This is a genomic window from Microbulbifer maximicatervae (SeqCode) (assembly GCF_056231245.1).
Genome location: NZ_CP174334.1, coordinates 4838995 through 4864403, shown reverse-complemented (window position 1 = coordinate 4864403; position 25409 = coordinate 4838995). Strand labels below are relative to the sequence as shown.

22 protein-coding genes and 1 tRNA gene are annotated in these 25409 nt (G+C 46.6%); 18 read left to right on the top strand and 5 right to left on the bottom strand.

Annotation, left to right across the window (positions count from 1 at the left end; all coding sequences use genetic code 11):
• Nucleotides 1-44 precede the first annotated feature (44 nt).
• The 4 genes from ACJJIS_RS21240 (at nt 45) to ACJJIS_RS21225 (ending at nt 2826) form a co-directional block, all read left to right on the top strand.
• Nucleotides 45-608, top strand: coding sequence for a TFIIB-type zinc ribbon-containing protein (locus tag ACJJIS_RS21240; RefSeq protein WP_475709016.1), 564 nt, complete (start codon nt 45-47; stop codon nt 606-608).
• Between the two features lie 310 nt (nt 609-918).
• Complete coding sequence (locus tag ACJJIS_RS21235; protein WP_282930449.1) at nt 919-1287, top strand: hypothetical protein; 369 nt, start codon at nt 919-921, stop codon at nt 1285-1287.
• A 259-nt stretch (nt 1288-1546) separates the two neighbouring features.
• Complete coding sequence (locus tag ACJJIS_RS21230) at nt 1547-2500, top strand: DnaJ C-terminal domain-containing protein (protein ID WP_475709015.1); 954 nt, start codon at nt 1547-1549, stop codon at nt 2498-2500.
• Nucleotides 2501-2505: 5 nt separating this feature from the next.
• Nucleotides 2506-2826 (top strand): chaperone modulator CbpM, encoded by a 321-nt coding sequence (locus ACJJIS_RS21225; protein ID WP_413665909.1) that lies wholly within the window; start codon nt 2506-2508, stop codon nt 2824-2826.
• Between the two features lie 6 nt (nt 2827-2832).
• Here the strand turns inward: ACJJIS_RS21225 and ACJJIS_RS21220 are convergent, their stop codons facing one another.
• Nucleotides 2833-3819: a glycerophosphodiester phosphodiesterase family protein gene (locus ACJJIS_RS21220; RefSeq protein ID WP_475709014.1), complete on the bottom strand. Its 987-nt coding sequence runs from the start codon at nt 3817-3819 to the stop codon at nt 2833-2835.
• A 139-nt stretch (nt 3820-3958) separates the two neighbouring features.
• Nucleotides 3959-4939 (bottom strand): calcium/sodium antiporter, encoded by a 981-nt coding sequence (locus ACJJIS_RS21215; RefSeq protein WP_413663970.1) that lies wholly within the window; start codon nt 4937-4939, stop codon nt 3959-3961.
• A 350-nt stretch (nt 4940-5289) separates the two neighbouring features.
• On the opposite strand from ACJJIS_RS21215, the gene ACJJIS_RS21210 reads away from it, so the two are divergent.
• The 10 genes from ACJJIS_RS21210 (at nt 5290) to ACJJIS_RS21165 (ending at nt 16967) form a co-directional block, all read left to right on the top strand.
• The gene (locus ACJJIS_RS21210) at nt 5290-5541 is read left to right on the top strand and encodes a hypothetical protein (protein ID WP_282930445.1); all 252 of its coding nucleotides are present in this window, start codon (nt 5290-5292) and stop codon (nt 5539-5541) included.
• 274 nt (nt 5542-5815) lie between these two features.
• On the top strand, nt 5816-6895 hold the full coding sequence (hppD, locus tag ACJJIS_RS21205) for a 4-hydroxyphenylpyruvate dioxygenase (protein ID WP_444906715.1): 1080 nt from the start codon (nt 5816-5818) through the stop codon (nt 6893-6895).
• A 14-nt stretch (nt 6896-6909) separates the two neighbouring features.
• Nucleotides 6910-7470, top strand: a complete 561-nt coding sequence (locus tag ACJJIS_RS21200) for a VOC family protein (protein WP_252084079.1) — start codon at nt 6910-6912, stop codon at nt 7468-7470.
• Nucleotides 7467-8474 carry a fumarylacetoacetate hydrolase family protein gene (locus ACJJIS_RS21195; RefSeq protein ID WP_475709013.1) on the top strand — a complete coding sequence of 336 codons (1008 nt, stop codon included), beginning with the start codon at nt 7467-7469 and terminating at the stop codon, nt 8472-8474. Before ACJJIS_RS21200 ends, ACJJIS_RS21195 begins: the two co-directional genes overlap by 4 nt.
• A gap of 641 nt (nt 8475-9115) precedes the next feature.
• On the top strand, nt 9116-9853 hold the full coding sequence (locus ACJJIS_RS21190) for a YopT-type cysteine protease domain-containing protein (RefSeq protein WP_444915058.1): 738 nt from the start codon (nt 9116-9118) through the stop codon (nt 9851-9853).
• Nucleotides 9854-10468: 615 nt separating this feature from the next.
• Nucleotides 10469-11206, top strand: a complete 738-nt coding sequence (locus ACJJIS_RS21185; protein ID WP_413663975.1) for a YopT-type cysteine protease domain-containing protein — start codon at nt 10469-10471, stop codon at nt 11204-11206.
• 205 nt (nt 11207-11411) lie between these two features.
• Nucleotides 11412-13196 carry a DUF885 domain-containing protein gene (locus ACJJIS_RS21180; protein ID WP_475709012.1) on the top strand — a complete coding sequence of 595 codons (1785 nt, stop codon included), beginning with the start codon at nt 11412-11414 and terminating at the stop codon, nt 13194-13196.
• 252 nt (nt 13197-13448) lie between these two features.
• The gene (locus tag ACJJIS_RS21175; RefSeq protein WP_475709011.1) at nt 13449-14492 is read left to right on the top strand and encodes a DUF5700 domain-containing putative Zn-dependent protease; all 1044 of its coding nucleotides are present in this window, start codon (nt 13449-13451) and stop codon (nt 14490-14492) included.
• A gap of 268 nt (nt 14493-14760) precedes the next feature.
• The gene (locus ACJJIS_RS21170; RefSeq protein ID WP_475709010.1) at nt 14761-15744 is read left to right on the top strand and encodes a glycosyltransferase family A protein; all 984 of its coding nucleotides are present in this window, start codon (nt 14761-14763) and stop codon (nt 15742-15744) included.
• Nucleotides 15741-16967: a glycosyltransferase family 2 protein gene (locus ACJJIS_RS21165; RefSeq protein WP_475709009.1), complete on the top strand. Its 1227-nt coding sequence runs from the start codon at nt 15741-15743 to the stop codon at nt 16965-16967. Before ACJJIS_RS21170 ends, ACJJIS_RS21165 begins: the two co-directional genes overlap by 4 nt.
• 84 nt (nt 16968-17051) lie before the next feature.
• Here ACJJIS_RS21165 and ACJJIS_RS21160 read toward each other — a convergent pair whose 3' ends face one another.
• The 3 genes from ACJJIS_RS21160 to rtcR form a co-directional block, all read right to left on the bottom strand.
• A complete protein-coding gene (locus tag ACJJIS_RS21160; protein ID WP_444918730.1) occupies nt 17052-17834 on the bottom strand; it encodes a TSUP family transporter in 783 nt (260 codons plus the stop codon).
• An 88-nt stretch (nt 17835-17922) separates the two neighbouring features.
• On the bottom strand, nt 17923-19413 hold the full coding sequence (locus tag ACJJIS_RS21155) for a C13 family peptidase (protein WP_475709008.1): 1491 nt from the start codon (nt 19411-19413) through the stop codon (nt 17923-17925).
• 60 nt (nt 19414-19473) lie between these two features.
• Nucleotides 19474-21072, bottom strand: a complete 1599-nt coding sequence (rtcR, locus tag ACJJIS_RS21150) for an RNA repair transcriptional activator RtcR (protein ID WP_475709007.1) — start codon at nt 21070-21072, stop codon at nt 19474-19476.
• Between the two features lie 219 nt (nt 21073-21291).
• Between rtcR and ACJJIS_RS21145 the strand changes: the two genes are divergently transcribed.
• From ACJJIS_RS21145 to rtcA, 4 genes are all read left to right on the top strand, one after another.
• Entirely contained in the window at nt 21292-22521 is a 1230-nt protein-coding gene (locus tag ACJJIS_RS21145) for an RtcB family protein (protein ID WP_475709006.1), read from the top strand.
• Nucleotides 22522-22710: 189 nt separating this feature from the next.
• Nucleotides 22711-22782 (top strand) — tRNA-Ser (locus tag ACJJIS_RS21140).
• 369 nt (nt 22783-23151) lie between these two features.
• Nucleotides 23152-24312, top strand: coding sequence for a slipin family protein (locus tag ACJJIS_RS21135; RefSeq protein WP_444940276.1), 1161 nt, complete (start codon nt 23152-23154; stop codon nt 24310-24312).
• A gap of 46 nt (nt 24313-24358) precedes the next feature.
• On the top strand, nt 24359-25378 hold the full coding sequence (gene rtcA, locus ACJJIS_RS21130) for an RNA 3'-terminal phosphate cyclase (protein ID WP_475709005.1): 1020 nt from the start codon (nt 24359-24361) through the stop codon (nt 25376-25378).
• The last annotated feature ends 31 nt before the right edge of the window (nt 25379-25409 follow it).

Below are 25409 nucleotides of genomic sequence, written 5' to 3'. Positions count from 1 at the left end.
GTCATATTTATTCGTAATTAGGGAATTATATTTTAGAGTTTAATATGCATAATTGTACCAGCTGTAAAGATGGCGTTCTTAAACCAGGATCTATCGAAAAGTTATTTCGTGGATATACTTGTTCTTCCTGTGAAGGTAACTGGATTCTAATTGAAGATTACTTAAGCTGGAAAAGACAAAATCCTAAATACAAATTTTCAGAAGACATTAGTAATCTTAATGATGTAGTTGCCGAAGATACTAAGCGAGCTATCTTGTGCCCTGTGTCTGGCTCCATAATGCAAAAGATAAAAATTATTGCTAGTAGTGAACATCGTATTGATTACAGCACTGTTGTCGGTGGAGTTTGGTTAGATAAAGGCGAGTGGGATTTACTAAAAGCTGAAGGGCTCGCTGGCTCACTTAACTTTTTAGTTACTCATGAATGGCAGAAAAAGATCAGGGAGAACAAAGCCCAAGAGACTTTTTCTGAAATGTATCGGAGTAAATTTGGCGATGACTTATATGATGAAGTTAAAAAAGTTCGCAAGTGGCTGAATTCAACCGAACAGAAAGTAGATGTTTTGGCCTATTTAAATGCGGAAGATCCTTACTCTGCTGAACGTTAACGCCTAATCAATATGTCCTGTTTCAGTGGGGCTGACTAACGTGGCTTCCCTGAAATATTAGCTCCATTATACTCTCATGTACAAATAGATTTATTTTCAAGTGATCATATTCGTAAAAATTACAGATTTAATTTGATTACATTGCTTTTTTGAATTAATGGAATTTAATTGTCTTGATTTGATAACTGGTTAGCTTATTTTTCTGGCGTATTTTTGGAGTCGTATAGGAAGCCCAGCTATTCAATGATAACCTCAATTTCGTTGTTTACTTAAAAAAATAATAGAGACATTTAAACTTAAGGTTAGGTATATGGATATCAAAAAATTATTACTGGCAAGTTTACTATTAGTGGGTGCATCTATTTCGTTGCCTGCGCTATCTGCTAATCTTGTGTGTCAGCTCAATGTAAAGTCTGGAGGTCAAGTTTTTGGCAATGGCACCTCTAGCTGCACGGGGATAGATTTTAGTTTTGGAAATTCCACCTCTGGAAAATGGACTATTACGAATATAACCAAGTCTATTGATCGAATAAATTGGATAAAAGGTTGTAGTTCAGGCCTCTCATGCAATGTGACAGTAAGAGCCTATTCAACAAATCAAGGCCAAGCATATATTCACTATGTTGATGGCAGTATTGAGTATGTGAGTGCTGATATGTGGTATGAAACAGGTCATTAACCTGTGGTATTTGGCGCCGAATTTAATTCGGCGTCAAATATAATATATGTATTGCGGTATGCCTGCTGGACTTAAAGTATAAATGCGCCATATCGAAGTTTAATAATTATCCTCAGTGTCTTCACCTTAATGCTGTTTGTTCCGCATCCTAATGACTCTTAAATTAGGTTGGCGGATACACTCATCACTGACATATTCTTCTGCTAGTTAATTAAATTATGCATGGCAAAATGCACCATCTTTGGCTTTTATTAAAGCCATGGAATACAAGGACTATTACAAAATACTCGGCCTGGATCGGAGTGCGGATCAGGCACAGATTAAGCGTGCCTATCGAAAATTAGCACGTAAATATCATCCGGATGTCAGCAAAGAGGAGGGCGCCGAAGAACACTTTAAGGAAGTAAATGAGGCCTATGAAGTATTGAAGGACCCAGAGAAGCGAGCTGCTTACGATCAGCTCGGCAGTGGTTTTCAGTCTGGCCAGGATTTCCGACCACCCCCCAATTGGGACCAGGGTTTTGAGTTTCACGGTGGTGGATATACCGAAGCTGATCCTGAAGCTTTTAGTGACTTCTTTGAAAGCTTGTTTGGCCGCGGCGGGTTTCGTCAGGCTTATGGGCAAGGGCAGCGCCGCTCTTACAGTGCCCAGGGTGAAAATACCTATGCCCGCATCACAGTAGATCTCGAAGATAGTTATCGTGGCGGTACACGCCAAGTAACCTTAAAGCACTCGGTATTGGGTGCAGATGGGCGACCGCAACTGCGTGAGCGCACTCTTAATATAAAAATTCCCAAGGGGATCACTGAAGGGCAACAGATTCGCTTGGCTGGACAGGGTGAGCCTGGCATTGGAGAAGGTAAGCCTGGTGATCTCTACCTGGAAATTGCTTTCAACTCTCATCCCCTTTTCCATACAGAAGGTAAAACGGTTTACCTGGATTTGCCTTTGGCTCCCTGGGAGATAACGCTTGGAGCCAAGGTTCAGGTACCCACTCCCGATGGTCCCATTAAAGTGACCATTCCAGCAAACAGCACCAATGGTAAAAAACTGCGCCTCAAGGGCCGCGGTATCCCGGCAAAGCAGCCGGGGGATATGTATATAGTGATGCAAACTGTTACGCCGCCAGCCACTACTGATAATGAACGCGAGGCATACCGTCAGTTTGGCGACGCATTCAACTTCAATCCCCGCCAGTCCATGGGAGGATAATTGTGATGCCTAAAAAGGTTGAGCAGCTTAGCGGTGTTCTCCTGGATGAAGAGAGTGAGTTAACTTTGAGTGAACTGTGTCGGGCTTGTGGTGTACCGGCGGAGCGCATTATTGCCTTGGTTGAGGAGGGAATTATTGAGCCGCGTAGCAGGGAAGTGCAGTGGCGCTTTAGCGGAATTTGTGTGCGCCGTGTGCGCCGGGTTTACAGCCTGGAGCGAGATCTGGGGGTAAATCTTGCCGGCGCTGCATTAGCGATAGAGCTGCTGGAAGAAATAGAGCGTCTTCAGGCGCATCTGGCACGGCTGGAGAAAGGTCGAAAACGCTAAGGTTATCTATTGTCTTGATTTTAGATATGGGCCAATCAGCTCGATCTTCTCAATCCAAATAGCTCCGCTATATCCTTCGGGTAGAAAACTGAGCTCTTCCAGTGTGTAAATACCGGGCAAGCCCCGCTTGCCATTTTTATGGTCCACTGCCATCACCAAGCTATTGGCTTTGGCCACTCGTTCAGAGTAGCGATTGGGCCAGCCCCACAAAGCCCATCGCCAGGTATTGGGTGCAACAACAATACTGTTCCGGCAAGACTCGGGAAAGTAGCCACTCCAACCGAACAGTGCATATTGCAAAGCACATTGTTTGGCGCTTGTCTTGCTGAAGGCCAATGCATTTGGCCGCAGCTGCCGTATCCTTTTAATTGGGCGATCGCCGCCGTAGATCATAAGCCGGGAATTAATAGGCAATTGGTGTAGCCGAAGATAGTTATCCAATCGGTCTGCTTCTGTCGGATCATTACTCTTAATATTGATCAGAAACTGCTTGCTGGGAAAGTGCAGTAAGACTTCTTTTAAAGTGGGAAGTAAGCCCACCCCTTGGCCACGAAAGGGAAATGTCTTGCCGCCATCAAAGGTATAGCCGTAACCAATATCCAGCTTCTTTAAGTCCTTTATGGACTGTTCCCGGGTCACACCTGTTCCATCCGTGCGGCAGTCTATGGTCCAGTCGTGAAATACTGCGAAGTCGCCATCAATGGTGGGATGGACGTCGATTTCGACAATGTCCGCGCCATGGGAAAAGGCAGCTTCCATAGAGGGAATCGTGTTTTCCAGGTAGTGGTGTTGCGGGGTATGGATACGGACGGCGGTGCACTCGTCACGGGCTAAATTATCCCGGTTGTAAGTTTGGTAGACACCGCGATGGGCAATCAGGATCGGTTTTCCTTGCTGGGCTGTCGCCAGCCAAGAGGCATTGGGAAGGTAAATTGCACCGAGTCCAAATAGGGCCGTTAGCGCGACGGTTTTGCCAATGGTGCTTCTCTTCATCAAGCTGCTCAGCACTTTTCCTTGGAAAGTACTTGCAGATATTAGTCAGTTTTTGGGAAGAGAAATGGGCGCAGAGGTGGTGAATTACGGTTAATTCAGGCGGTAACTATGGGGTGGTGCGGCACCACCCCAAATATTATCAGAGTGCAGCTTTGGTAATGGTTCCCACTAGGTAGCCGGTATATACGAGGTATGCCATAAGCAGCGCGGAGCCTTCCCAGCGATTGATCCGGCCCTGGCCTTTGAAGCCGTAGGCAAAAATAAACAGGGCGATTGTGAGGCCCAGAACCATCGGCCAGTCCCGGGATAGCACCTCGTGGGGTACGTTGTTCATGGGAGCAATGGTGCCAGCAATGCCAACCACCGCCAGAAGATTGAACATATTGGAGCCGACAACGTTACCGATGGCGATATCGTGCTCACCTTTTCGTGCGGCCACTAAGGTTGCGGCCAGTTCCGGCAGTGAGGTTCCCAGGGCAACAATAGTCAGGCCTATTACCAGGTCACTAACCCCCAAAGATTCAGCAATGGTGACTGCTCCCCATACGAGAATTCGGGAGCTGACAATCAATAGCACCAGTCCCGCTACCAACCAAAATATGGCAGTTCCGAGTGGCATAGGGTTGTCTTCCAGCTCAGTTTCTACTTCTCCCTCAAGCTGGTCACCTTTATTGCGCATGGCAGAAAAGATACTCCAGCCGATCAAGGCGAAGAAACCGAATAACAGAACAATGCCCTCCCAGCGCTCCAAGCGGTCATTCCACAGGAAGGCACCACTGAGCAGGGTGATTGCCAGCAGCAGTGGCAGCTCTTTACGCACAATCTTTGAGTGGACCGAGAGGGGGATCAGTAGGGCACTGAAGCCGAGAATCAGACCGGTATTGGCAATATTGGAGCCATAGGCATTACCCAGGGCCAGGCCTGGGTTGCCGTTTAATGCGGCAATGGCTGAGACCACCATCTCAGGGGCAGAAGTGCCAAAGCCGACGATCACCATACCAATTAATAATGTGGGCATGCCGCAATGTTTGGCCGTGGCGGCAGCTCCATCCACAAAGCGGTCGGCACTCCAGACTAGCACAATAAAGCCGGCAATGATGGCAGCAGCGGCGAGAAGCATAGGGGGTCCTCAATAAATACATTCCTGTCGGGGCTTTTTACCCGACAAACGGGGGCCGATTGTACCGGCTCTGGCAAATACAAAAAGGTATTCAGCTATCTGGATGGGCTGTCAGGGGCAAATTAACGTAAATGTCCCGTCAGTCAGATGGTTTCGCTGCCAGTGTGGGCTACAGTCAATGCATGGCCCGGTAAATCTGCAGGGTGACAATGGGATGGCGCGCCTAATCGCAAAATCCCTGAGCTGGTGGAGATGTCGGGTAAATCTACGCGGGTCGCACAAAGCAATGCGCGGCAGATTCCGCGATATCCATGTCACCGGCCGCTAAGCCGGGTATTTAGGAGGCCTTAATGAGACTCAAAGCTTCAATTGGGATACTGGCCGCAGCGATGGTATTGACCCTATCTGCCTGCGAACAGCGCAAGAAAGATGAAGGTATGGAAGGCGGTAAGGGAATGGGTACCGCTGAAACTGGTTGCTGCCAGCATGCCGAAAATGCCTGTGCCGGAGATGTGAGCAAATCCCAGTGCGACCAGATGACCGGCAAGTTTCACAAGGATCATATGTGTCGTACCGATACCGGAAAATGCACGCGTAAATAAGGTCGGCTGTGCACGGGTGTGGCGCAGCCAATGTGTCGCACCCGGCTCCCGATTACTCTTCCGATCCTGTCCAAGGACCCGTTGCCAGCTGGTTATTCTCCCAGGCGCTAGCTTTGGAGGCTGGTGACTAAAAATACTCTTTTAGTACTCATTTGTTAGCTGATCCAGAGTTTCTTGACATTAGTTACATCTGCAACTAACTTCGTTTGCGCTTTAAATCCACAATCCGCAGCCCGGCTTTGAAGTGCTGCGATGATAAGAAATGGAGGACCGCATGGCCGACTTATTTGAAAACCCGATGGGACTTAACGGCTTCGAATTCGTAGAGTTTACAGCGCCGGAAAAAGGCATCCTTGAAACCGTTTTTACCGCCATGGGCTTTGAGAAAATCGCCCGTCATCGCTCCAAGGCAGTGGAGTTGTGGCGCCAGGGTGATATCAACTTCATCACTAACTACGAGCCCAACAGCCACGCCTATTACTACGCCCAAGAGCACGGTCCCTCCGCTTGTGGCCTTGCCTTCCGCGTAAAAGATGCCAAGTTCGCCTACGAAGAGGCCCTGCGTAAAGGTGCACAGCCTGTTCATGTGAATACTGGCCCGATGGAACTGCACCTGCCGGCAATCAAAGGTATTGGCGGTGCGACCCTGTACATGATTGACCGCTACGAAGATGGTGAGTCCATCTACGATATCGACTTTATCTGGGAAGAGGGCGTAGAGCGCCGCCCCGAAGGTTGTGGTTTCCACACCCTGGATCACCTTACCCACAACGTGTATCGCGGCCGTATGGATTACTGGGCCAAGTATTACGAAGACCTGTTCAACTTCCGCGAGATTCGTTACTTCGATATCAAAGGCGAATACACCGGCCTGCTGTCCAAGGCGATGACTGCACCGGATGGCAAGATCCGTATTCCGCTGAACGAAGAAGCAGCTGGTGGCGGCGGCCAGATCGAAGAGTTCCTGATGAAGTACAACGGCGAAGGTATCCAGCATATCGCCTTTGCTTGTGATGACTTAATTGCCTGTTGGGATCGCCTGAAAGAGCGCGGCATGGAGTTTATGACCCCGCCGCCGGACACCTACTACGAAATGCTGGAAGAGCGCCTGCCTGGGCACGGTGAACCTACTGAAGAATTCCAGAGCCGTGGCATCCTGCTGGATGGCACCACTGAGGGCGGCCAACCACGCCTGCTGCTACAGATTTTCTCCGCTAATATGCTCGGCCCGGTATTCTTTGAGTTTATCCAGCGCAAGGAAGATGAAGGGTTTGGTGAGGGTAACTTTAAGGCCCTGTTCGAATCCATTGAGCGCGACCAGCTCAAGCGTGGCGTCATTAAAGAAAAGGAATAATAACGGAGGCTTCAATGGGCATTAAGCGCATTCACCACGTGGCGTATCGCTGTAGGGACGCCAAGGAGACAGTGGAATTCTACCGCGATCTTCTCGGCATGGACTTCCAGCTGGCCATTGCCGAAAACGAGGTACCCTCAACCGGTGAGCCGGACCCTTACATGCACGTCTTTATGGATGCGGGTATGGGGAATGTGCTTGCCTTCTTCGAAATCCCCAACTCCCCGGAGATGGGGCGCGATGAGAACACACCCAAATGGGTGCAGCATATCGCTTTCGAAGTAGAGTCCATGGAAGAAATGCTTGAGACCAAAGCGCGACTGGAAGCGGCCGGAGTCGACGTACTCGGCCCTACCAATCACACTATCTTCCAGTCGATCTACTTCTTCGACCCCAACGGCCATCGTATCGAGCTGGCCGCCAATACCGCCAAGCCCGGAATGCATAAAGAGCTGAAGCGGGTTGCTGAGGATATGTTGGAAGAGTGGTCACGTACTAAAAAAGCCCCAAGGCACGCCGCCTGGATGCATGGGGAAGAAGAATTTGTGGAAAAAACTGAAGGGGAGGCACAGTGAAGTTAGCCAGCCTTAAATCCGGCCGCGATGGCCAATTGGTTGTTGTTAGCGACGATCTTACCCGTATGGTGCCAGCTGGGGATATTGCCCCCACCATGCAGAGTGCGTTGGACAATTGGGTATCTGTCAGCAGCGAGTTGGAGAAGTTACACGAGCGCCTGCAAAATGGTGAGATTCAAGGGGAAGCCTTTGACCAAACTCTGTGTGCTTCGCCTTTACCGCGCGCATATCACTGGGCCGACGGTAGTGCTTACGTGAATCATGTTGAGCTGGTGCGCAAAGCCCGCGGTGCTGAGGTGCCGGAGAGCTTCTACAGCGATCCGCTCATGTATCAAGGTGGTTCCGATACCTTCCTGGATCCACGCGAGCCGGTAAAGATGCCGCAAAGCAATGGCTTTGGCATCGACTTCGAGGCAGAAATTGCCGTGATCACCGACGATGTTCCTATGGGGGTGTCCGCTGAGGATGCACTGTCCCATATCAAGTTGGTAATGTTGGTCAACGATGTATCCCTGCGCGGATTGATACCTGCGGAACTGGCCAAAGGATTTGGTTTCTACCAGTCCAAACCCTCTAGTGCTTTCTCCCCTGTTTGCGTAACCCCTGAACAGCTGGGTGAAAACTGGAGCGAGGGTAAATTGCATCTGCCACTGGTTTCCCATCTGAATGGTGAGAAGTTTGGCGAGCCCAATGCCGGTGTGGATATGACCTTCCACTTCGGGCAACTGGTCGCCCACGCGGCCAGAACTCGTCCACTTTGCGCAGGCACCATTATTGGCTCTGGAACGGTGTCCAATAAGTTGGATGGCGGTCCCGGTAAGCCTGTAGCAGAAGGTGGTGTTGGTTACAGTTGTATTGCCGAGATTCGCATGATTGAGACCATCCAGAATGGCTCTGCAAGCACGCCATTTATGGACTTTGGAAATACCATTTCCATCGAAATGCTCGATGATCAAGGGCAATCTATCTTTGGACGTATTGAGCAGACTGTAGAGCAGGTTTAACACCGCTTAGCCAAACCTCGACCGGATTTCATCCCCTGGAGTTAACGACCTAGGGACAGAATTTGGTCGAGGCATCTTACCTACCACTTTGCTGTTGAATCATTCCTGCCTAAATTTTTCACAACTAACTTATAGTGCTGTATTGAGTGGCTAAAAGTGTGCTGGCAACGAGACCGGCACAGACGTTGTTGCTTAGTTTTTTATGCAATTTATTGCATAGCTTTTTACTTGCACACCTACTCTAGCAGTTTGCTGTTACAAGCCACTTTTTTAAACTGGTGAGTTTTGTAAAAGTGTACTTTCTATAAATTGCTATGCGTCCTATTTGAGATTAAGAATGATAGATATTTATAAGTAAAAATATCTTCTTATCTTTATTTTGTCTTCGCAGTTGGAAACGGATAAATATTGTCTGTTGCCAGATTATTTTTGGCTAATAGATTTCAACAAAGTAGGATTCAGGCAAGATTAACGCTAGATAAAAAAATAGTGCCAGAGTCGATTTAAAAAGCGCTTTTATACTCTGTTGGCCCTGGAACTTTTCTGGTTCAATGCCCGCCCAATTCACAGGCGCTACAAATTTTCAGTTTTTAAAAAAGGATTTGTGCAGCGTTTTTATCTCATAAAATGAGGGATCGAATATGCCTATTTGGGTCGATAAAACCGTTCTCGCTGTAACTGGAACACGCGTAAACCCCGTACAACAATCTGTAGCCAATCATCGGGGTCAACTGACATACAACTTCAGCCAGTGTAAAGATCCGGTAAAAGCACAAATCACTATTCATGAAGATACTTCCGGTGGTGTTTGTGAAGCGCTTTCCGCTTTTTGGATCAAGCATCACTCTGATGGCGGGAGCTTGTGGGATTGGTTAATGCCTGCGGGTGTACTGGATGAGCAACACTTATTTCACGTAATGACCCTGCAACAGGCGGGCACACAGAATAACCAGGACAGAACTACAGAAGCCTGGCTGAGCACACAAAATATCTTCCCTACCAGTCAAAATGTATTTGGTGGAGCTTTCCCGAATGGCCGGGGAGGAAATACTATCCGGGGTATTCACAATCCCCGTAGAGCGCAAGGCCAGAGTGGCGTTTTCTCTCCCAATGCTTTGGCCAGGGAGATTATTTTGGATCAGACGGGTGGTGCTGGATGCTATAAGAAGATAGGCCTTGATGGCACTTTTGCAGGTCATGCAATGGCTGCCTGGGTTGCGCAGGACATTACTTTTTTTGACCCCAACTTTGGTGAATTCTGGTTTGAATCCAGAAATTCATTCTTTAATTGGTTTACCCAATCATTTTGGCATAACTCTATGTATTCAGTAGGGCTAAGCGGTGGCTATGAAGTTCGCTCTTACGCTCGCCGCACATAAATTGGCAGTAGCTGTTTTTAGTGGTTAGCAATCCACTACCAATTTTTTCCTCTTAGCCCTTCCCCCATGGGCGCTCGGCAGCCGGGTTCACCCGGCTGCCTTTTTTAGTTGTTACCACTTCTACCTATTTCACTTCTTTTCATTGACTCATTTTCAAGTCGTAATTATCTGGAGGTAACAAGTTCTATCTCTAAAAAGATAAAACCAATTGTCGCCAACTACAAAAAATATTTCCATTTAGATAGTTTCCTTGTCATAGGTCAATTTTTTTGTACCAAAAATAGTACCAGAGTCGAATTAAAGGACCCGTGTAATCTGACTGGCAAGCGTAGTTGGGTCTGTTCTAACATGCAATTAATCGTAAATAGCTACGACATTCTTATCCATAAAAAATAGTGCCAGAGTCAAATAAATACCAGCGCTTCAATCTATTTCGAACTGCTATCTATGGCCTGAGAAAAGAGTGCCAGAGTCGATTTTAAAAAAAAATGGACACCTATCTGCCCTGTAAATTTTCTGTTTCAATCTAATGCATATACCGGAAAGCACTTCTCAGAAGCAGTTAACTATTCGCTGAATAAGTGTTTCTACATTGTGAATACAGGGGAGATGGACATGCCGATTTGGTTTGATAAAACAGTACTTGCACTTACCGGGACAAGGGTAGGTCCTGTTCAGAGATCTGTGGCCCAGCACGGTGGCACACTTCAATATAATTTCAGTCAGTGTTTGGATCCGGTGAAGGCACAGATCACCATACACCAGGATACTGCTGGCGGAGTCTGTGAATCCCTGAGTGCCCACTGGATCAAATTTCACGCAGAGGATGGAAGCCTTTGGAATTGGCTCTTCCCCAATAATACATTGAGTGAGCAACATCTTTTTCATGTGATGACCTTGCACCAGATTGGTGGAAATGCACCAAACCAGGATCAGGTCTCAGAGACATGGCTGCAATCTCACAATATTCTGCCTCTTCAGAATAATGGCGGTGTGGGTATTGCTGGGCCAAATGGTCAGCGCCAAATTCACGTGGTCACAGGCCCTCGGTTAGATCGTGGGCAAACTACTATGCGCAACTCTGCAGCGCTTGCTGACGAAATTATTAGGGAGCCGACGAGAAGCGCCGGCTCTTACAAGAAAATCGGTATTTCAGGTAAGGTGGGTGCCCACGCCATGGCAGCTTGGGTTGCGGAAGATGTGTTGTTTTTCGACCCAAATTTTGGAGAATTCTGGTTCCCAACCAAGAACGCATTCCGCAACTGGTTTGTAAACTCTTTCTGGAATACATCTATGTATGCCATTGGTCTGAGTGGGAGCTATGACGTGCGCTGTTATGCGCATGCAACTTAACGGCTAATAGATAGCTTGATTGTATGGCGGAGAGATTTTTATTCCTCCGCCGTTTCTATGGCAGTATTTTTATCCTATAGCCCCCGCCGAGCTTCCTTCGTGTATAGTGCTGGTACAAACTTGTCACTTCTACAATCTTTATAAAGTACTAAATGAACAACTTCTATTGTTCTTCTATGACACTAACAGTGCTACGGAGCCCAGGGTGAAATCCAAGAGATCTTTTATCTGTTACTTAAGGTCCCTCGTAGGATCAATTATTGCCACGAGCCTGATGACTTCCCCGGCCTGGGCCGTGAATGCCACCGAAGAGCTACAAAGTGTGATTGCCGATCATTGGCAGTACACGTTGAGAGAGGATCCGATAACCGCCGGCCGGGTTGGCGTTTCCGATTATAACCACGAGCTCCCCGGGGTAACTGCCAAAGATCGTCAGCGCCGTATTAAAGCAGAGCAGGCCTTTATTAAGCGCCTCGAAGCTATCGACAACAGTAAATTGAGCGCTTCTGATCGAGTAAATAGTGAACTACTTTCCTGGGTCTTAAGCAGTGCGATTGAGTCAAAAGAACTGTACCTCGAGCGAATCCCTCTAAATACATTTTCGAGTTTTTACACCACTGCATTGGAAGCAAACAATGGAGTGGCGATGAGGGATATTGCTGATTACGAAGACTATATCGCTCGTATAGGTCAGTTTGGTCGATACTTCGACGAGAATATTGCGAATATGCGCGAGGGGATTCGTACAGGCTTTGTACTACCCAAAATTGTTGTCGAGGGCATAGCGCCGACCGTGCGGGCTCAGGTATACAAAGACCCGACTAAAAGTAGTCTTTACAAGCCATTTACTGAGATCCCCCAGTTCATAGGTACCGTTGATCAGAAGCGTCTGCAGGAGCAGGGACGTGTTGCCATTGAGCGGGTGGCTATGCCTGCTTTTGAGCGGTTAGCGAGCTTCTTGGAGGGAGAATATCTAAAGGCGGCCACAAAGACTTTGGGTGCTGAACAGATGCCTGGTGGTAGCGATTACTATCGCCACAACATCCGCTACTACGTGACCCTGGATCTGGGCCCTGCGGAGATTCATCGCACGGGCCTTGCCGAAGTGAAGAGAATCCGTGCGGAAATGAAAGCTCTGATCAAGGAGTCAGGCTTTAAGGGCAGCTTTACAGAATTCACCCAATTCCTGCGCACAGACCCACAGTTTTATGCTAAAACGCCGGAACAGTTGCTCAAGGAAACGGCCTATATATCCAAGCGTATTGACTATGTATTGCCAGAGTTCTTTAACTTATTGCCGCGTACTCCCTATGGCGTGGTACCAGTTCCCAGTGAAATAGCACCTAACTACACTACGGCCTCGTATAATCCAGCCGCCATTGGTGGTACTCGCGGTGGTGCCTACTGGTTGAATACTCACGGGCTGGACCAGCGTCCCTTGTATGAGCTACCTGCTCTTACCTTGCATGAGGCTGTGCCGGGCCATCATTTACAGAATGCTCTCTCGCAAGAGCTTGAGAATGTACCGAACTTTCGTCGCAACCTTTACCTGAGCGCTTATGGAGAAGGTTGGGCCCTTTATTCAGAGCGACTAGGTAAAGAGATGGGACTGTACACCACTCCCTACGAGCACTTTGGCCGGCTCAGCTATGAAATGTGGCGTGCCGCGCGGCTTGTCATTGATACTGGCATTCATTCTCAGGGGTGGTCACGACAGCAGGCATTAAACTTCCTTTCCAATAATACATCCCTCTCTCCGGCTAATGTACGTGCAGAAGTAGATCGCTATATATCCTGGCCGGGGCAGGCGCTATCTTACAAGATGGGGGAAATTAAAATTCGACAACTGCGAGCCCTTGCGGAAAAAGAGCTTGGCGATAAGTTTGATTTGCGATCATTTCACGATGCACTGCTAAGTAATGGTGCTTTGCCTCTTTCGATGCTGGAAGAGCAGATGCAGCGCTTTATTGAAGAACAGAAGTCTGCCTAAGCCTACCCTGAATCCCATCACAATCTGTGGGTGGGATTCAATCTTTTCAAGATATCCTCTGTCGTAAGCAAAACTTTCTTTTAGATAGCTGAAAAACACAAGCCCCTTTAGTGGCATAAAATGCAATATTTTTGTCTCATATTTGGAGTGGAGGTTGTGTAGACAATAAAGGCCTAATAATCACACAATAAGCATTCTTTTTAGATTAAATACCTAGTTATTCTTTTCTTTTACATTTTTACGAGGGGTAAAATGAATATCTTTAAGTGCGTGATTTTTTTAGGCTTGTTACTGATAAGCCTTGCGGCTTTTTCCTCAGCGAAAGTAACTGATAATATAACAATTGATTTTGAGAGTGCTGATAGATTAGTTGATATTTTATCTGGAGACAAAGTATCTGATGACCAATTAGATCAGCTAATGAGTTTGCAGGGTATACAAGCAACGATCCATCAAACCTCAAGATTTGACAATAAAGCGAATGCAGAGTCATTTCGGTCTAGTTTGATCGATGTTGTTGAAGGTAATCCAGTTAAAAATGATCCCTTTAGGTTTCAACAGTTAAATGAACGGTTGTCCGAAGTTAAAGATATACTCAAGATAATAAAGCGCAATCCTCAGCAATACTTAAATAGTGTAAAGAGGGGAATTGGTGATTATTCTCCTAAAGATATTTTCTTTGATACCAATATTTTTATGGTAGTCGGGGGAACTTCTGACGGTTGGGCCCATGATGATAACTTTTATATTGCGCTGCAGTATTTTAAAGGCGATTATGAAGGTTTACTGACACTTTCTACACATGAATTGTATCATGTTGCGCAGTCAAATTTTTATGGGAAGGAAAAAAATCCAGGCTCTAATTGTGAGAAAATCTTAAATCAAACCCGCCTGGAGGGGATAGCCTCTATTGTGGGTTCTCCATTAAGTGTTGCAGACGGAAAAGAGTACACAGAATGGTTTAAGAAAAAATTTAAAAGAAATTTACAGCGAATAGATAGTAACTTTGTTTTATTTGAAACAATGCTTTTTCGTGCATGCCGTGACTCAAGTTTAGACTTCAACAAAATCTATCATTTGGGTTTTTCTGCAGTATGGGATAGTCCTCTGTATTTTGTAGGTTTCTATATCGGTAACAGAATCGAAGAGTTAAAGGGTAGGGATTATCTGATTTCACTTTTGGAGGAATCACCTTCAGCTATGTTTAAAGCCTATATTAAGCTTTATAAAGATGAGAAAAATAAAGATTTAATAATATTTGATAAGCCGATTGAAGATATTATTCTTGCCATATAGAACCTAATCAAAACTCTAAGAGTTGGTTCTGGCAAATCTAGGCGCCTTGAGTAGGCGTCTAATTCTCTTGTTACATACTCTAGCCTTCCCGAAAGCATCTAGCTTAAGAAAATCATCGATTAATAAGTTTGAAAAAAGGTGTATAGCTGTCTACTTTAAGTGATACAGCGTTTATCAGACTTGATTGTATTCAAATTAATTTGCTTATCGTGTTTATATTTAACTCTGCTGTTTTGGGATAATAGAGAGAATTGTAAAGAGAATTTGTATGCCTAACAGTAAAGTTGGGGTGGTAATACCAACATACAATGAAAAAAATAATATTGTTAATACGTTGAACTCTATTGTTCATAATAATACGACTGATGTAAAAATCTACTTATCTGACGATAATTCCTCAGATACCACGGTTGGGTTGGCCGCTGATTTTCTTCAGAAAAATAGAATCCCATATAAAATTATTTTAAACGATGGTAACAATGGGGCAGGCTATTGTAGGAATAGTGCTCTCGATCAAATAGCTGAACCGCTGACTTTATTTTTTGATGCCGATGATCTAATCCTCCCAAATATGTTGGATCGATCTGTTTCAATTGCTACAAAAATTAACAGTGATGTTTTGTTGATGGCCTATCAGTGTAGATTTCCAGGAAGCACTATTAATCTTGGTATGGCAGGTGATGACAATTCCATTTTCTACAGAGCGCTTAGAGCCTTTGGTAACAGGACTTTCTCCGCTTTTGATCATGATGGCATTCTATGTTTAACACCCTTCCCTTGGAATAGATTGATTAAAACCAGTTATGCGAAAAGGGTTTTCCTTAGATTTTCACAAACGCCTGTACATAATGATGTATTAGCACATTGGAATTTGCTCACAAATGCTAAAGATATTGCATTATTTGAATCCCCTTTCTGTATTCATAATGTCGACTCCACAGGAAATAGGTTGTCAAATATATCAGATGCACGGCGTATATCTGTATTACAGGTTTTTGATGAGATTGAAGACTTCTTTAATAAGAATATTAATCTTAGAGATAGGTTTTACCACTTGTATGTCAAAAGCAAGTTAGCATTGTTTAACTGGTGCTGGCGTAATCTTGACGAAGAGTATAGGGGGAGCTTTCAATCTCAGTTTACAAGATCTTTTCTATCATTGAGTAATGCGGATTTGAGAATACTCTTTGATAAAGATCCAGATACTGCTAATTCAGTATTAGATTACCGAACTTCAGTGGTATGCGCATGATTTCGATTGTCGTTATTTCAAAGTCTAGCGGTGTCTATCTCAATACCTGTCTGCAGAGTATTATTCGACAGCAATACAAGGACATAGAGATTCTTGTTCTTCATTTTTGCGAAAATTATGAGCGCAGTCGAATTAATAAATTTACAGGTTCAATGCCCAGAATTCGAAGTATTCATATTCCGAGTACTTCACAGGTTGATGACCAGTTAATTTTTGAATTTGGGATAAAAAATACTTTTGGCGAGTATGTTGGATTTATCGATGAGGGAGATTGTTGGTACCCTACATTGATCCCTAAATTACAGGATATAGTCAATAGCGAGAATCCGGATATAGTATTTTTTAGCCATAATAAACCCCTACAAAAATTCTCAGAATCCATTGGTGATAAATCCAGGTTTGTTTTAAAAATAAATTCTATAAATGTCAGGAGGTTTTATCGCAGGGACTTTGTTTGTGGAAATAAAATATCCGAATTTATTTTGGGTTCCTGCGTTAATGGTCACTCTCTACATTGGATAACAACCGTCAAGGCTAAATCAATATTAGTTTTGCCAGAAATTGGGTCGTATAGTTTAGTCAACATAGATGAAAAGAAAAGTGATCTAATGATTCAGCGATTGGTGAATCAATACCATTTTGTATTTGACTACTTAACAAAAAATGCTAGAGATGCGGATTATAAGAATGATCTTCTGGGATGTTGGTTGCTGTATTTGATAGAATTACGACCGCTTTATGGTGATAAAAAAGTAATTTCTCTATTAATTAAGTCAAAATTAATAGAGAAATATACAGAAAGAGAATTTAATGAAGCTTTAGGCGCTCTGAAGTTAGACAGAGATAAGCAGAGTTTGGTGAGAGAGTGGTATTCTGACTGCAATAAGATGGATAAATATTTAAATCTATTTTATAGGTTGCTGCCATCAAAGCTATCTAGCTATATACGACATAATGGTTTTAGATACTCCATGAGCAGAGGGTTTCAAAATACTTATTATCGACTGCCTGACTGGGTAAAGTCACTGATAAAATTTACCAGGAAAAGAGCCAAGAGAAGAGTTTCCAATGATGAATTACTAGAGAGATTAGAATATCTAATAAAACAGGGACGGTTTGAGCAGTATATGTCGATAATCAATGAAGATTTTGAAAGCAAGCTATCGAATCAAGTCACCGAGATCAAGAAGGAGTTGATGGAGCTTAAAAAAGAAGTTCATTAAAGATCTTTTTAGATGCTCCATAAAACAATCCAAAGTCTTAATATTTAATCTGATTTTTCTGAGTTCCAGCCACCTCCTTACCTTTCAGAAGATATAATCTATCCATCCCATAGAGTGGATATATTTTATTAACATTCCACCACACATAAGAACTACCATTCCCCGTAAATAACCAGGATTAATTTTAAATAGAAAATGAGATCCCAGCCAGGCACCTATAACTTGTCCAATCATCATTAAGATTCCCGCAGCCCATAAAACTTGACCGGCGAATAAGAATACGATTAAAGATGCGATATTAGTGGAAAAGTTGAGAGGTTTTGCATTGGCCGTGGAGGTTAGTAAATCCTGTCCCCTACAGGCAACGCCTGATAAGGCAAAAAATGATCCAGTTCCGGGGCCAAACATACCATCATAGTAACCAATAAATGGGATTACGCCATATTGGTATTTCTTCCTTGAGACCTTGGGTTTAGTACTACTATGAGTAAAGGATGGAGAAACTATAAAATAAATAGCGATAAATAAAAGAACAGCAGGGATAATAAATGACAAAACATCAGTATTGATGAACTGTACTGCTATTGTGCCCATGGCTGCGCCAATAAAGGCAAATAACATTAGATTTTTAATTCCATCCCAACTGATCTTGTTGTTTTTAAGCATCATGTAGGTAGCAGTTGCAGTACCAATACTGCCTTGTAATTTATTGGTGCCCAAGGCAGCTAGTGGCGGGACGCCACTAAGAATAAGGGCCGGTACAGTTATCAGGCCGCCCCCACCTGCTAGTGTATCAAGTAGGCCCGCAATAACGGCGACGAAAAACAATATAAACAATAACTCTACAGAGAGGCTAGCGAACTCCAAGAAGGTATCTCCTTTCGCTTGGTATTATGGTAGATAGTGATTAGTACCAAAAATAATTTTTTAGTCGGTTTGCACCGGAATTCCAAAATTAATAAATCGATTTTTTTCCATGCCACCACATTAGGAAATTCTCTCCCACTGAATATTGGGGCAGGGAGTGGCGGCTTCTTTTAATCCCCTGTTCCTGTTCCATCTCGGTTACTTTTAACTTGGCGGCTTCAAACCATGCCTCAGGATTATTCACTCCCTGATTGAGGGCTTCACCGTAAAGCGCGGAACTAAACCAGGTGCGCTCGGAATCATCGCTACATCCAAAGGAGCTGCGATCCGCAGCGGCCGAAGTAAAGATGACCCGATTGGGGCTATGTAGGGCTTCTACCCATTGACCGGAAAAGCAGGCTGAAACAACGATCCACTGGTACTGGGCGTTAATATTGTTCAGCAATCGTTGCCCATCTTTCAGTGAGAAATCATTTAGGGGAATCTCCCCTTCGGCAATTTTGAAATCCCCATTTCGAGCACCATGGCTGACCAGGTGTATAAGAAGTAAATCTTCTTTGGGGTCCATTAACTGATCAATAGCATTGAGGCTTTCCTGGATACTGGTGCGGGTAGCTAGGGGGAAACCGTATCCGCCGCCGTTACTGAGGCGCAGCATACGTTGGTCAATGCTAAAGGCTTCGTCGAGGCGCTCTGCCACCCAGTCCAGCTCCCTTGCGAATACTGGAGAGGTGCCATCACCACCTATCAGTAGGGTATAAATATCGCGCACGCCGGGCCTCTGCGAGGGGAGGGCTTTTATAGCGTCATGTAAGCGCTCACTTTCGCTATAGAGACGGATTTCTGCTTGGGCACCGGGAATATTCGTCTGTGCGCGCCAGGCGTCTTCGCTGGGGTAATAGGTACCACCGGAAAAATAGGCAGACTCCTCGACAGTGTTTCCTTCTGCATCCGTACTTATTCGTACACCTTCGCCTTCTGCTTCTCCATAGCGAAAAGTGGCACGGATAATCGTACCGTCAGGCTGGGTGAGTTCACCTTCGCCGGAATAGGAGCCGTACTCGAAGCTGCCGGTATAGCGATAGCCATCGCTATCTGAGTAGCTGCCCTGTATTAAATATCCGTGTTCAAAGGTGCCCAAATAAAGGCTGCCATCTTCCGCAGTGAGTTTGCCTTCGCCGTGGGGATCAAAGTCTAAAAACTCACCATGATAGCTCCCATCTTCATCCCAATTTAAAGTACCGTTTTGCAGCTCCCCTTCATGGAATTCTCCCGCCCATTCATTTTCATCGCAGTTATAGCGACCTTTGCCGTGGGGTTCTCCATTGAGGAATTCCCCTTTATAGCTACAGCCATCACTTCCAGTTAACTCACCTTCACCTGTCATGCGACCTTCTTGAAAGTCGCCACGATAATGGCTTCCGTTGGGCCATTCGAGCTGACCCCGTCCATGAAACAGACCGTTAAGCATCTCGCCTCTGTAAACAGAGCCATCTGGCAAGGCGGTACCACCTGCGAACTGGGTTGGCTCACAGGCGCTGAGTAAGAAAATAAACGGGGTTAAATAGGTGTATTTCATTCCATGATCCAGCATCCGGCTTTTGGAATCAGACTAACAAAAAATGATGCTAAGTGGCCTCTATGTTTTATTCAGCTGGTCGAATTTAAGACCGTATTTATCTAAAAGTTGGCGTACCCGGTGTGAGTCGTTGTTGGATTTTTTTGAGGTGCGGCTCACTTGAAATAATTTGCGTCCGGCCTCGGCCATCGAGTTGGATTCTTCACAAACTTGAATTAGCCCAGCAAGTTTGATTTGCTCGTAGTAATCCATCTGTTCGATCTGATCAGGGCCCAACAGTGCTTCAATGTGGGCAAGAGGTAGTGATGAATCTGTTAGTGGATTTTGCCATTTAATTCGCAGCCTATGGAGTTCCTCTTCCACCACTTGAGTCGTGATACGCCCACCGTCGGCGAGGGTACCCATACGCAAGATACTGGCGTTAAGATCGCGAAAGTTCGCAGACCAGCTGGCCTCGCGGGAGCGCCCAAAACTCAGGTACTTTTCCCGTGCTGCTCTATTAAAGCTGACAAGATGCCCGGATTTCCTGGAGAAAGCCTCTAACTCAAAATCTATATTGGGTTCCAGGTCTTCAATGCGCTCTCGTAGAGAGGGCAGTCGGTAGGTCCATAGATCGATACGGGCGAGCAGGTCCGCACGAAATTTACTTTCTTGGCAGAGCTGTACCAGATCCCGGTTGGTACCGGCGATCAGCTGGAAGTGACTGCTTACTTCCTTATCAGAACCGAAAGGCATAAAGCGTTTATGCTCAATCGCACGCAATAACATGGCCTGCTCGTCCAGTCCCAACTCACCGATTTCATCGAGAAACAGCAGGCCCTTATCTGCTTCCATTAGCAAGCCTGGACGGTGGGTGGTGGCACCGGTATAGGCGCCTTTACGATGGCCGAACAGGGCGGACATGGCATTTTCGCCGCGCAGGGTGGCGCAGTTAACGGCTACCAGGCCACCCTCCAGCTTGCCCCGCTGCTTGCGTAGTTCAAAGACACGCTGGGCCAGCTGGGATTTACCTGCCCCTGTGGGACCGGTAATTAGTATGGGGGCGTCGGAGCGAATCGATACCTGCTCCAGCTGCTCGATCATCTGGTTAAAAGCGAGATTGTTGGTCTCGATTCCCCCCTTCAGATAGGTGGTGCCCTCCTGGTGTTCCCTCTGGAAGCGCGAGGCAATCTGGTCGTATTTGGACAGGTCCAAATCGATGATTTGGTATTCGCCCGGCAAGCTACTGTTCTTTCGCGCCGGGGAAGTTTGCAGCAGACGCCCGGGGAAATACCCCGCCTCTGTTAACAGGTACAAGCAGATCTGAGCTACATGGGTACCGGTGGTGATATGCACCAGGTACTGCTCGTCATCCGGCTTGAAGCTATAGGCGCGGGCGAAATCCAGCAGATTGCTATACACGCTCTCGAAATCCCAAGGGTCATTGAAGTTCACCCGGTGGTGGACCACTTCGGTCTCTGGAGAGACCCGCGCAATATCTTCTGTGACCTGATCAGCCAGGTTTTTTGAGTGGTTGTCGAAAAGGAGCTCCAGCCTATCGATCAATAGGTCATCGTGCTGGCACATGGAAATGTTTGGGCGCCACTTATCCCAGCGCTTGTCGCCTTTGCCGCGCCGGTCCTTACTGGTACCGAGAATACTGATAGCGATTGTCTTCATGCTATCTAAAATATGATTTAACTATCAAAAAAGATAGATATTTATGAATCCCCTGTCTCAAGAAATCTACTAAAAAATCCTGAGATAAAAAATAAATCGTTAAAAAACAATGGGTTACAAGTATTTTTCAGCTGTCTACAAAAGTTGGCACCCAATTCGCTATATCAATAACTAAATGAAACACATGAATACCAAGCGCGGTTTCAAAAGGAGTGGAAGATGAAACCAATGCCATATGAAGTAATGCAGGCAGGTGGGGTACCGATTAAGTCTTGGACCCTGGGTGTGCCTTTTGAAGATGAAGCCAAAGCGCAGCTCAAAAATATCTCGCAGATGCCATTCGTCCATAAATGGGTGGCGGCGATGCCTGATGTACATCTGGGCAAAGGCGCCACCATTGGCAGCGTGGTCCCAACTCTGGGGGCAGTAATTCCCGCTGCCGTAGGGGTGGATATTGGCTGCGGCATGATGGCGGTTCGCACCAGCCTGACGGCGGCGCAACTGCCAGACAACCTGGCTGGAGTGCGCAGCGCCATCGAATGCGCTGTGCCCCACGGCCGTACTGGACGACACCGGGGGAGAGGGCGGGATAAGGGGGCCTGGGAGAACCCACCGGACGATGCACTTGCTGGTTGGGTGCCTCTAGCCGCCCAGTTTGAACTGCTCAAAGAGAGGCATCCAGTATTAAAAAATACTAATAATATCAATCATTTGGGAACACTTGGCACAGGCAATCACTTTATCGAGATGTGCCTGGATGAACAGGGTAGCGTGTGGTTGATGTTGCATAGTGGCTCTCGGGGAGTGGGAAATCGAATAGGTACTTACTTTATTGAGAAAGCCAAGCGGGATATGGAGCGCTGGCATATCCACTTACCGGACAGTGACCTGGCCTATTTCCCGGAAGGTACAGAGCACTTTGATGACTATGTGCAGGCGGTGGAGTGGGCGCAGGAGTTTGCCCGTATCAATCGCGAAGTAATGATGGTGCGAACTATTAGCGCGGTGAAGCAGGCCCTGGGGATGGATTTTGAGGCACGGATGGAAGCGGTGAATTGTCACCACAATTACGTTTCCCGTGAGCATCATTATGGCAAAGATGTGTTGGTGACCCGGAAAGGCGCTGTAAGAGCGCGTGCCGGCGAAATGGGTATTATTCCCGGTAGTATGGGGGCCAAGTCATTTATTGTGCGGGGGCTGGGTAACGAAGAAAGCTTCTGTAGCTGTAGCCATGGGGCCGGACGAGTGATGTCCCGTACCAAGGCCAAAAAGCTGGTCTCCCTGGAAGAGCATCGCGCGGCCACCGCCGATGTGGAATGCCGAAAAGACGAGGGTGTGATCGATGAAACCCCATCGGCCTACAAACCTATAGAAAAGGTTATGGCAGCACAGAAAGACCTGGTGGAAATCGTCTACACCCTCAAGCAAGTGGTTTGCGTCAAAGGCTGACGCGTTTTAGGCCAGGGATCGGCCGAACTAAGGCAATTGCCAAAGCATGCAGGTTGCCGGGCGAATTTGCCGGGTTGCCGCAACCGAGTTTGAGGCCTTTAGTCCGTCAGCGGAGCCGGTTCTGAATCCCGGCCCGGCACCACCGCCTATGGCGGCAGGTGTACCCACGGGATAGAAGTTCAAACGCCTACTTTGTAGCTCATTTGGTAGAGCAGTCGATAACTTATCGATTGGTAGCAGGTTCGATTCCTGCCAAAGTCCCATCGTTATCCAAACGACCTGGAAAGAGGCGAGAGCCTGGGGTTCGACTCCCCATTAAAAATCTACCTGGGGTCCGATAGCCTCTCGATACGGTAAATAAGATTTAGCGATTTACTGCGGAGGCATTCTGGCAACTGTGTCGTTAATCGTGGGTCTGCCCTGTGCGATCCAGCGGCAAGATTTATGATTGTGTCTCCTGGCCAAGGATTTTGGCTGCAGGCTCAGGGGGAGCCATGTGGGGGAAATCGTAAGTCCTCTGCCGCTGGGCCCCGCTCGGCACAAACGGTTTACCACCTGTCGCTGGACGGGCCCCACCCTTGCGGCCCAATGGGGTAGCGCAGTATAGAAATGGAATAAAAGATAAGAACCATGATATCTCTGTTCAAAATATGGAAGAACGTGGATGTTGCGGATAGCGAGCGAGTGTTGCTATTTCGCCGCAACCGTTTTGAAGGGGTGCTGCCACCTGGCAGCCATCGTATATCCCTATTGTCCGGTGATGTACGGGCAGAAACTTACGATATTACCGATGTGGTATTCGGTGAAATCAAAGCCAAATTTTTGTTAAACACCTATGGTGAGATCCTTGGTGAATACCTGCAATCCTATGAATTGTCAGACCATCAGGTGGGATTGTTTTACCGGGATAATCACTTGGTCGATATTTTGCCACCGGGTACTTTTCGCGCTGTGTGGAAGGGCGGTGAATCCGTGCGGGTGGAAATCGTGGACATCTCTGAGGAATACGCCATCGATAAAAAAGTCCTGGGCTTACTGGGGCGAGGTGTACGTGCTGGACAAATGCGCACCGCCCTTCAGGCGGTAAACTACAACGAGATTCCCGATGAGCACGTGGGCCTGTTAATGGTCAACGGTAAGTTAGAAAAGGTGTTACAGCCCGGCTGTTATGGCTACTGGAAATACAACCGCTCTATCGAGGTCAAGGTACTGGACTTGCGGTTGAAAACCATCGAAGTTAGCGGCCAGGAAATTCTGACCAAGGATCGGGTCAGCCTGCGTATCAACTTGACTGGCGCTTACAAAATTGCCGATGCAAAAAAAGTAGCGCTAAAGCTCAGCGATAGTACAGGTTTTATTTATCGCGAATTGCAGCTGCACTTGCGCGAGGCCGTGGGTACTCAAACCCTGGATAGCCTTCTGGCTGATAAGGACAGGTTGAATATTGTGATTGCGACCGGCATCCGCGACAAGCTGGCGAAATATGGTATCGAGCTTACCAGTGTGGGAGTCAAGGATATTATTTTGCCCGGTGATATGAAGATGATCCTTAATCAGGTTGTAGAAGCGCAGAAGGAATCTGAGGCAAATCTGATTAAGCGTAGAGAAGAAACCCAAGCAATGAGATCTCTGCACAATACCGCCAAGCTGATGGATAACAACCCGGTACTGTTGCGCTTGAAAGAACTGGAGGCTTTGGAGAGGGTCAGTACCCGCATCGATAAAATTTCCGTATATGGCGGTCTCGATGGAGTGATGAATGAGTTGGTGAAGTTACGTCCTACGGCTTAAAGGCGCCACTCACCAAAAAAAGATGTAAATTTTAAGGAATTAAACAGTGATTGAGATAGACGGCGCCCAGGGGGAGGGCGGCGGACAGATTTTGCGGACTTCCCTCACCTTGTCTGTTTGTTTAGGGGTACCGGTTCGAATTAAGAATATTCGAGCGGGTCGTAAAAAAACCGGTTTGTTGCGTCAGCACCTAGCCTGCTTGCGAGCAGCCAAAGCGATTAGCCATGCCGAAGTTAGCGGCGAACAATTGGGTGCTTCGGAAATAACTTTTGCACCGGGAAAAGTGCGTCCCGGTAAATACCACTTCTCTATTGGCTCGGCCGGTAGTACCAGTTTGGTGTTTCAAACCGTATTGCTACCGTTGTTATTATCTGATGGTGTCAGTGAGCTGTGTCTTGAAGGCGGCACTCACAATAAAAAGGCTCCCAGCTTTGATTTTATTGCTCATGCATATTTGCCCCTATTGGCTCGTATGGGCGCCGGTGTGGAAGTGGCCCTGGATGATTACGGTTTTTATCCTGCCGGGGGGGGCTCCTGGAGGGCTAGAATCCATCCCCTCTCGCAATTGTCAAAACTGGAGCTGACAGAGCGTGGTGAAATTGTGGATTGCGAAGCAGTGGCTACCTTTGCCCATATTCCCGCTCATGTAGCCCAGCGGGAGTTAGCGCAGGTGCGCAAGAAGTGCGACTGGCAATCGGATCGCTTGTACCAAAAGCGGGTGAAATCTCAGGGGCCGGGTAATTTACTGTCGCTGCGGTTGCAATTTGAAAATGTTACAGAAGTTTTTGAGTCTGTGGGGGAACTTGGGGTGAGTGCCGAGCGAGTTGCTCAGCGCGGAATCTCACAGATGCAGGGATATTTAAATTCTGGTGTGCCGGTCGGTGAATATCTGGCTGATCAGTTGTTGCTGCCAATGGTCCTAGGGGCGGGTGGTCGTTTTCGAACATTAAATCCTAGCCAACACCTTCTGACCAATATCCAGGTAATCCGGAATATTACCGGTACGGAAATACAAATAATGGAATTTGGTGACAATGGCTGGGAGGTTTTAGTTGATTGTAATTAAGGCGGGGCAAAGAAAATATTAAGTTATCAAA

Coding starts and splice junctions, on each gene's coding strand:
- ACJJIS_RS21240 (WP_475709016.1), top strand. CDS start 45: ATGCATAATTGTACCAGCTGTAAAGATGGCGTTCTTAAACCAGGATCT.
- ACJJIS_RS21235 (WP_282930449.1), top strand. CDS start 919: ATGGATATCAAAAAATTATTACTGGCAAGTTTACTATTAGTGGGTGCA.
- ACJJIS_RS21230 (WP_475709015.1), top strand. CDS start 1,547: ATGGAATACAAGGACTATTACAAAATACTCGGCCTGGATCGGAGTGCG.
- ACJJIS_RS21225 (WP_413665909.1), top strand. CDS start 2,506: ATGCCTAAAAAGGTTGAGCAGCTTAGCGGTGTTCTCCTGGATGAAGAG.
- ACJJIS_RS21220 (WP_475709014.1), bottom strand. CDS start 3,819: ATGAAGAGAAGCACCATTGGCAAAACCGTCGCGCTAACGGCCCTATTT.
- ACJJIS_RS21215 (WP_413663970.1), bottom strand. CDS start 4,939: ATGCTTCTCGCCGCTGCTGCCATCATTGCCGGCTTTATTGTGCTAGTC.
- ACJJIS_RS21210 (WP_282930445.1), top strand. CDS start 5,290: ATGAGACTCAAAGCTTCAATTGGGATACTGGCCGCAGCGATGGTATTG.
- hppD (WP_444906715.1), top strand. CDS start 5,816: ATGGCCGACTTATTTGAAAACCCGATGGGACTTAACGGCTTCGAATTC.
- ACJJIS_RS21200 (WP_252084079.1), top strand. CDS start 6,910: ATGGGCATTAAGCGCATTCACCACGTGGCGTATCGCTGTAGGGACGCC.
- ACJJIS_RS21190 (WP_444915058.1), top strand. CDS start 9,116: ATGCCTATTTGGGTCGATAAAACCGTTCTCGCTGTAACTGGAACACGC.
- ACJJIS_RS21185 (WP_413663975.1), top strand. CDS start 10,469: ATGCCGATTTGGTTTGATAAAACAGTACTTGCACTTACCGGGACAAGG.
- ACJJIS_RS21175 (WP_475709011.1), top strand. CDS start 13,449: ATGAATATCTTTAAGTGCGTGATTTTTTTAGGCTTGTTACTGATAAGC.
- ACJJIS_RS21170 (WP_475709010.1), top strand. CDS start 14,761: ATGCCTAACAGTAAAGTTGGGGTGGTAATACCAACATACAATGAAAAA.
- ACJJIS_RS21165 (WP_475709009.1), top strand. CDS start 15,741: ATGATTTCGATTGTCGTTATTTCAAAGTCTAGCGGTGTCTATCTCAAT.
- ACJJIS_RS21155 (WP_475709008.1), bottom strand. CDS start 19,413: ATGAAATACACCTATTTAACCCCGTTTATTTTCTTACTCAGCGCCTGT.
- rtcR (WP_475709007.1), bottom strand. CDS start 21,072: ATGAAGACAATCGCTATCAGTATTCTCGGTACCAGTAAGGACCGGCGC.
- ACJJIS_RS21145 (WP_475709006.1), top strand. CDS start 21,292: ATGAAACCAATGCCATATGAAGTAATGCAGGCAGGTGGGGTACCGATT.
- ACJJIS_RS21135 (WP_444940276.1), top strand. CDS start 23,152: ATGATATCTCTGTTCAAAATATGGAAGAACGTGGATGTTGCGGATAGC.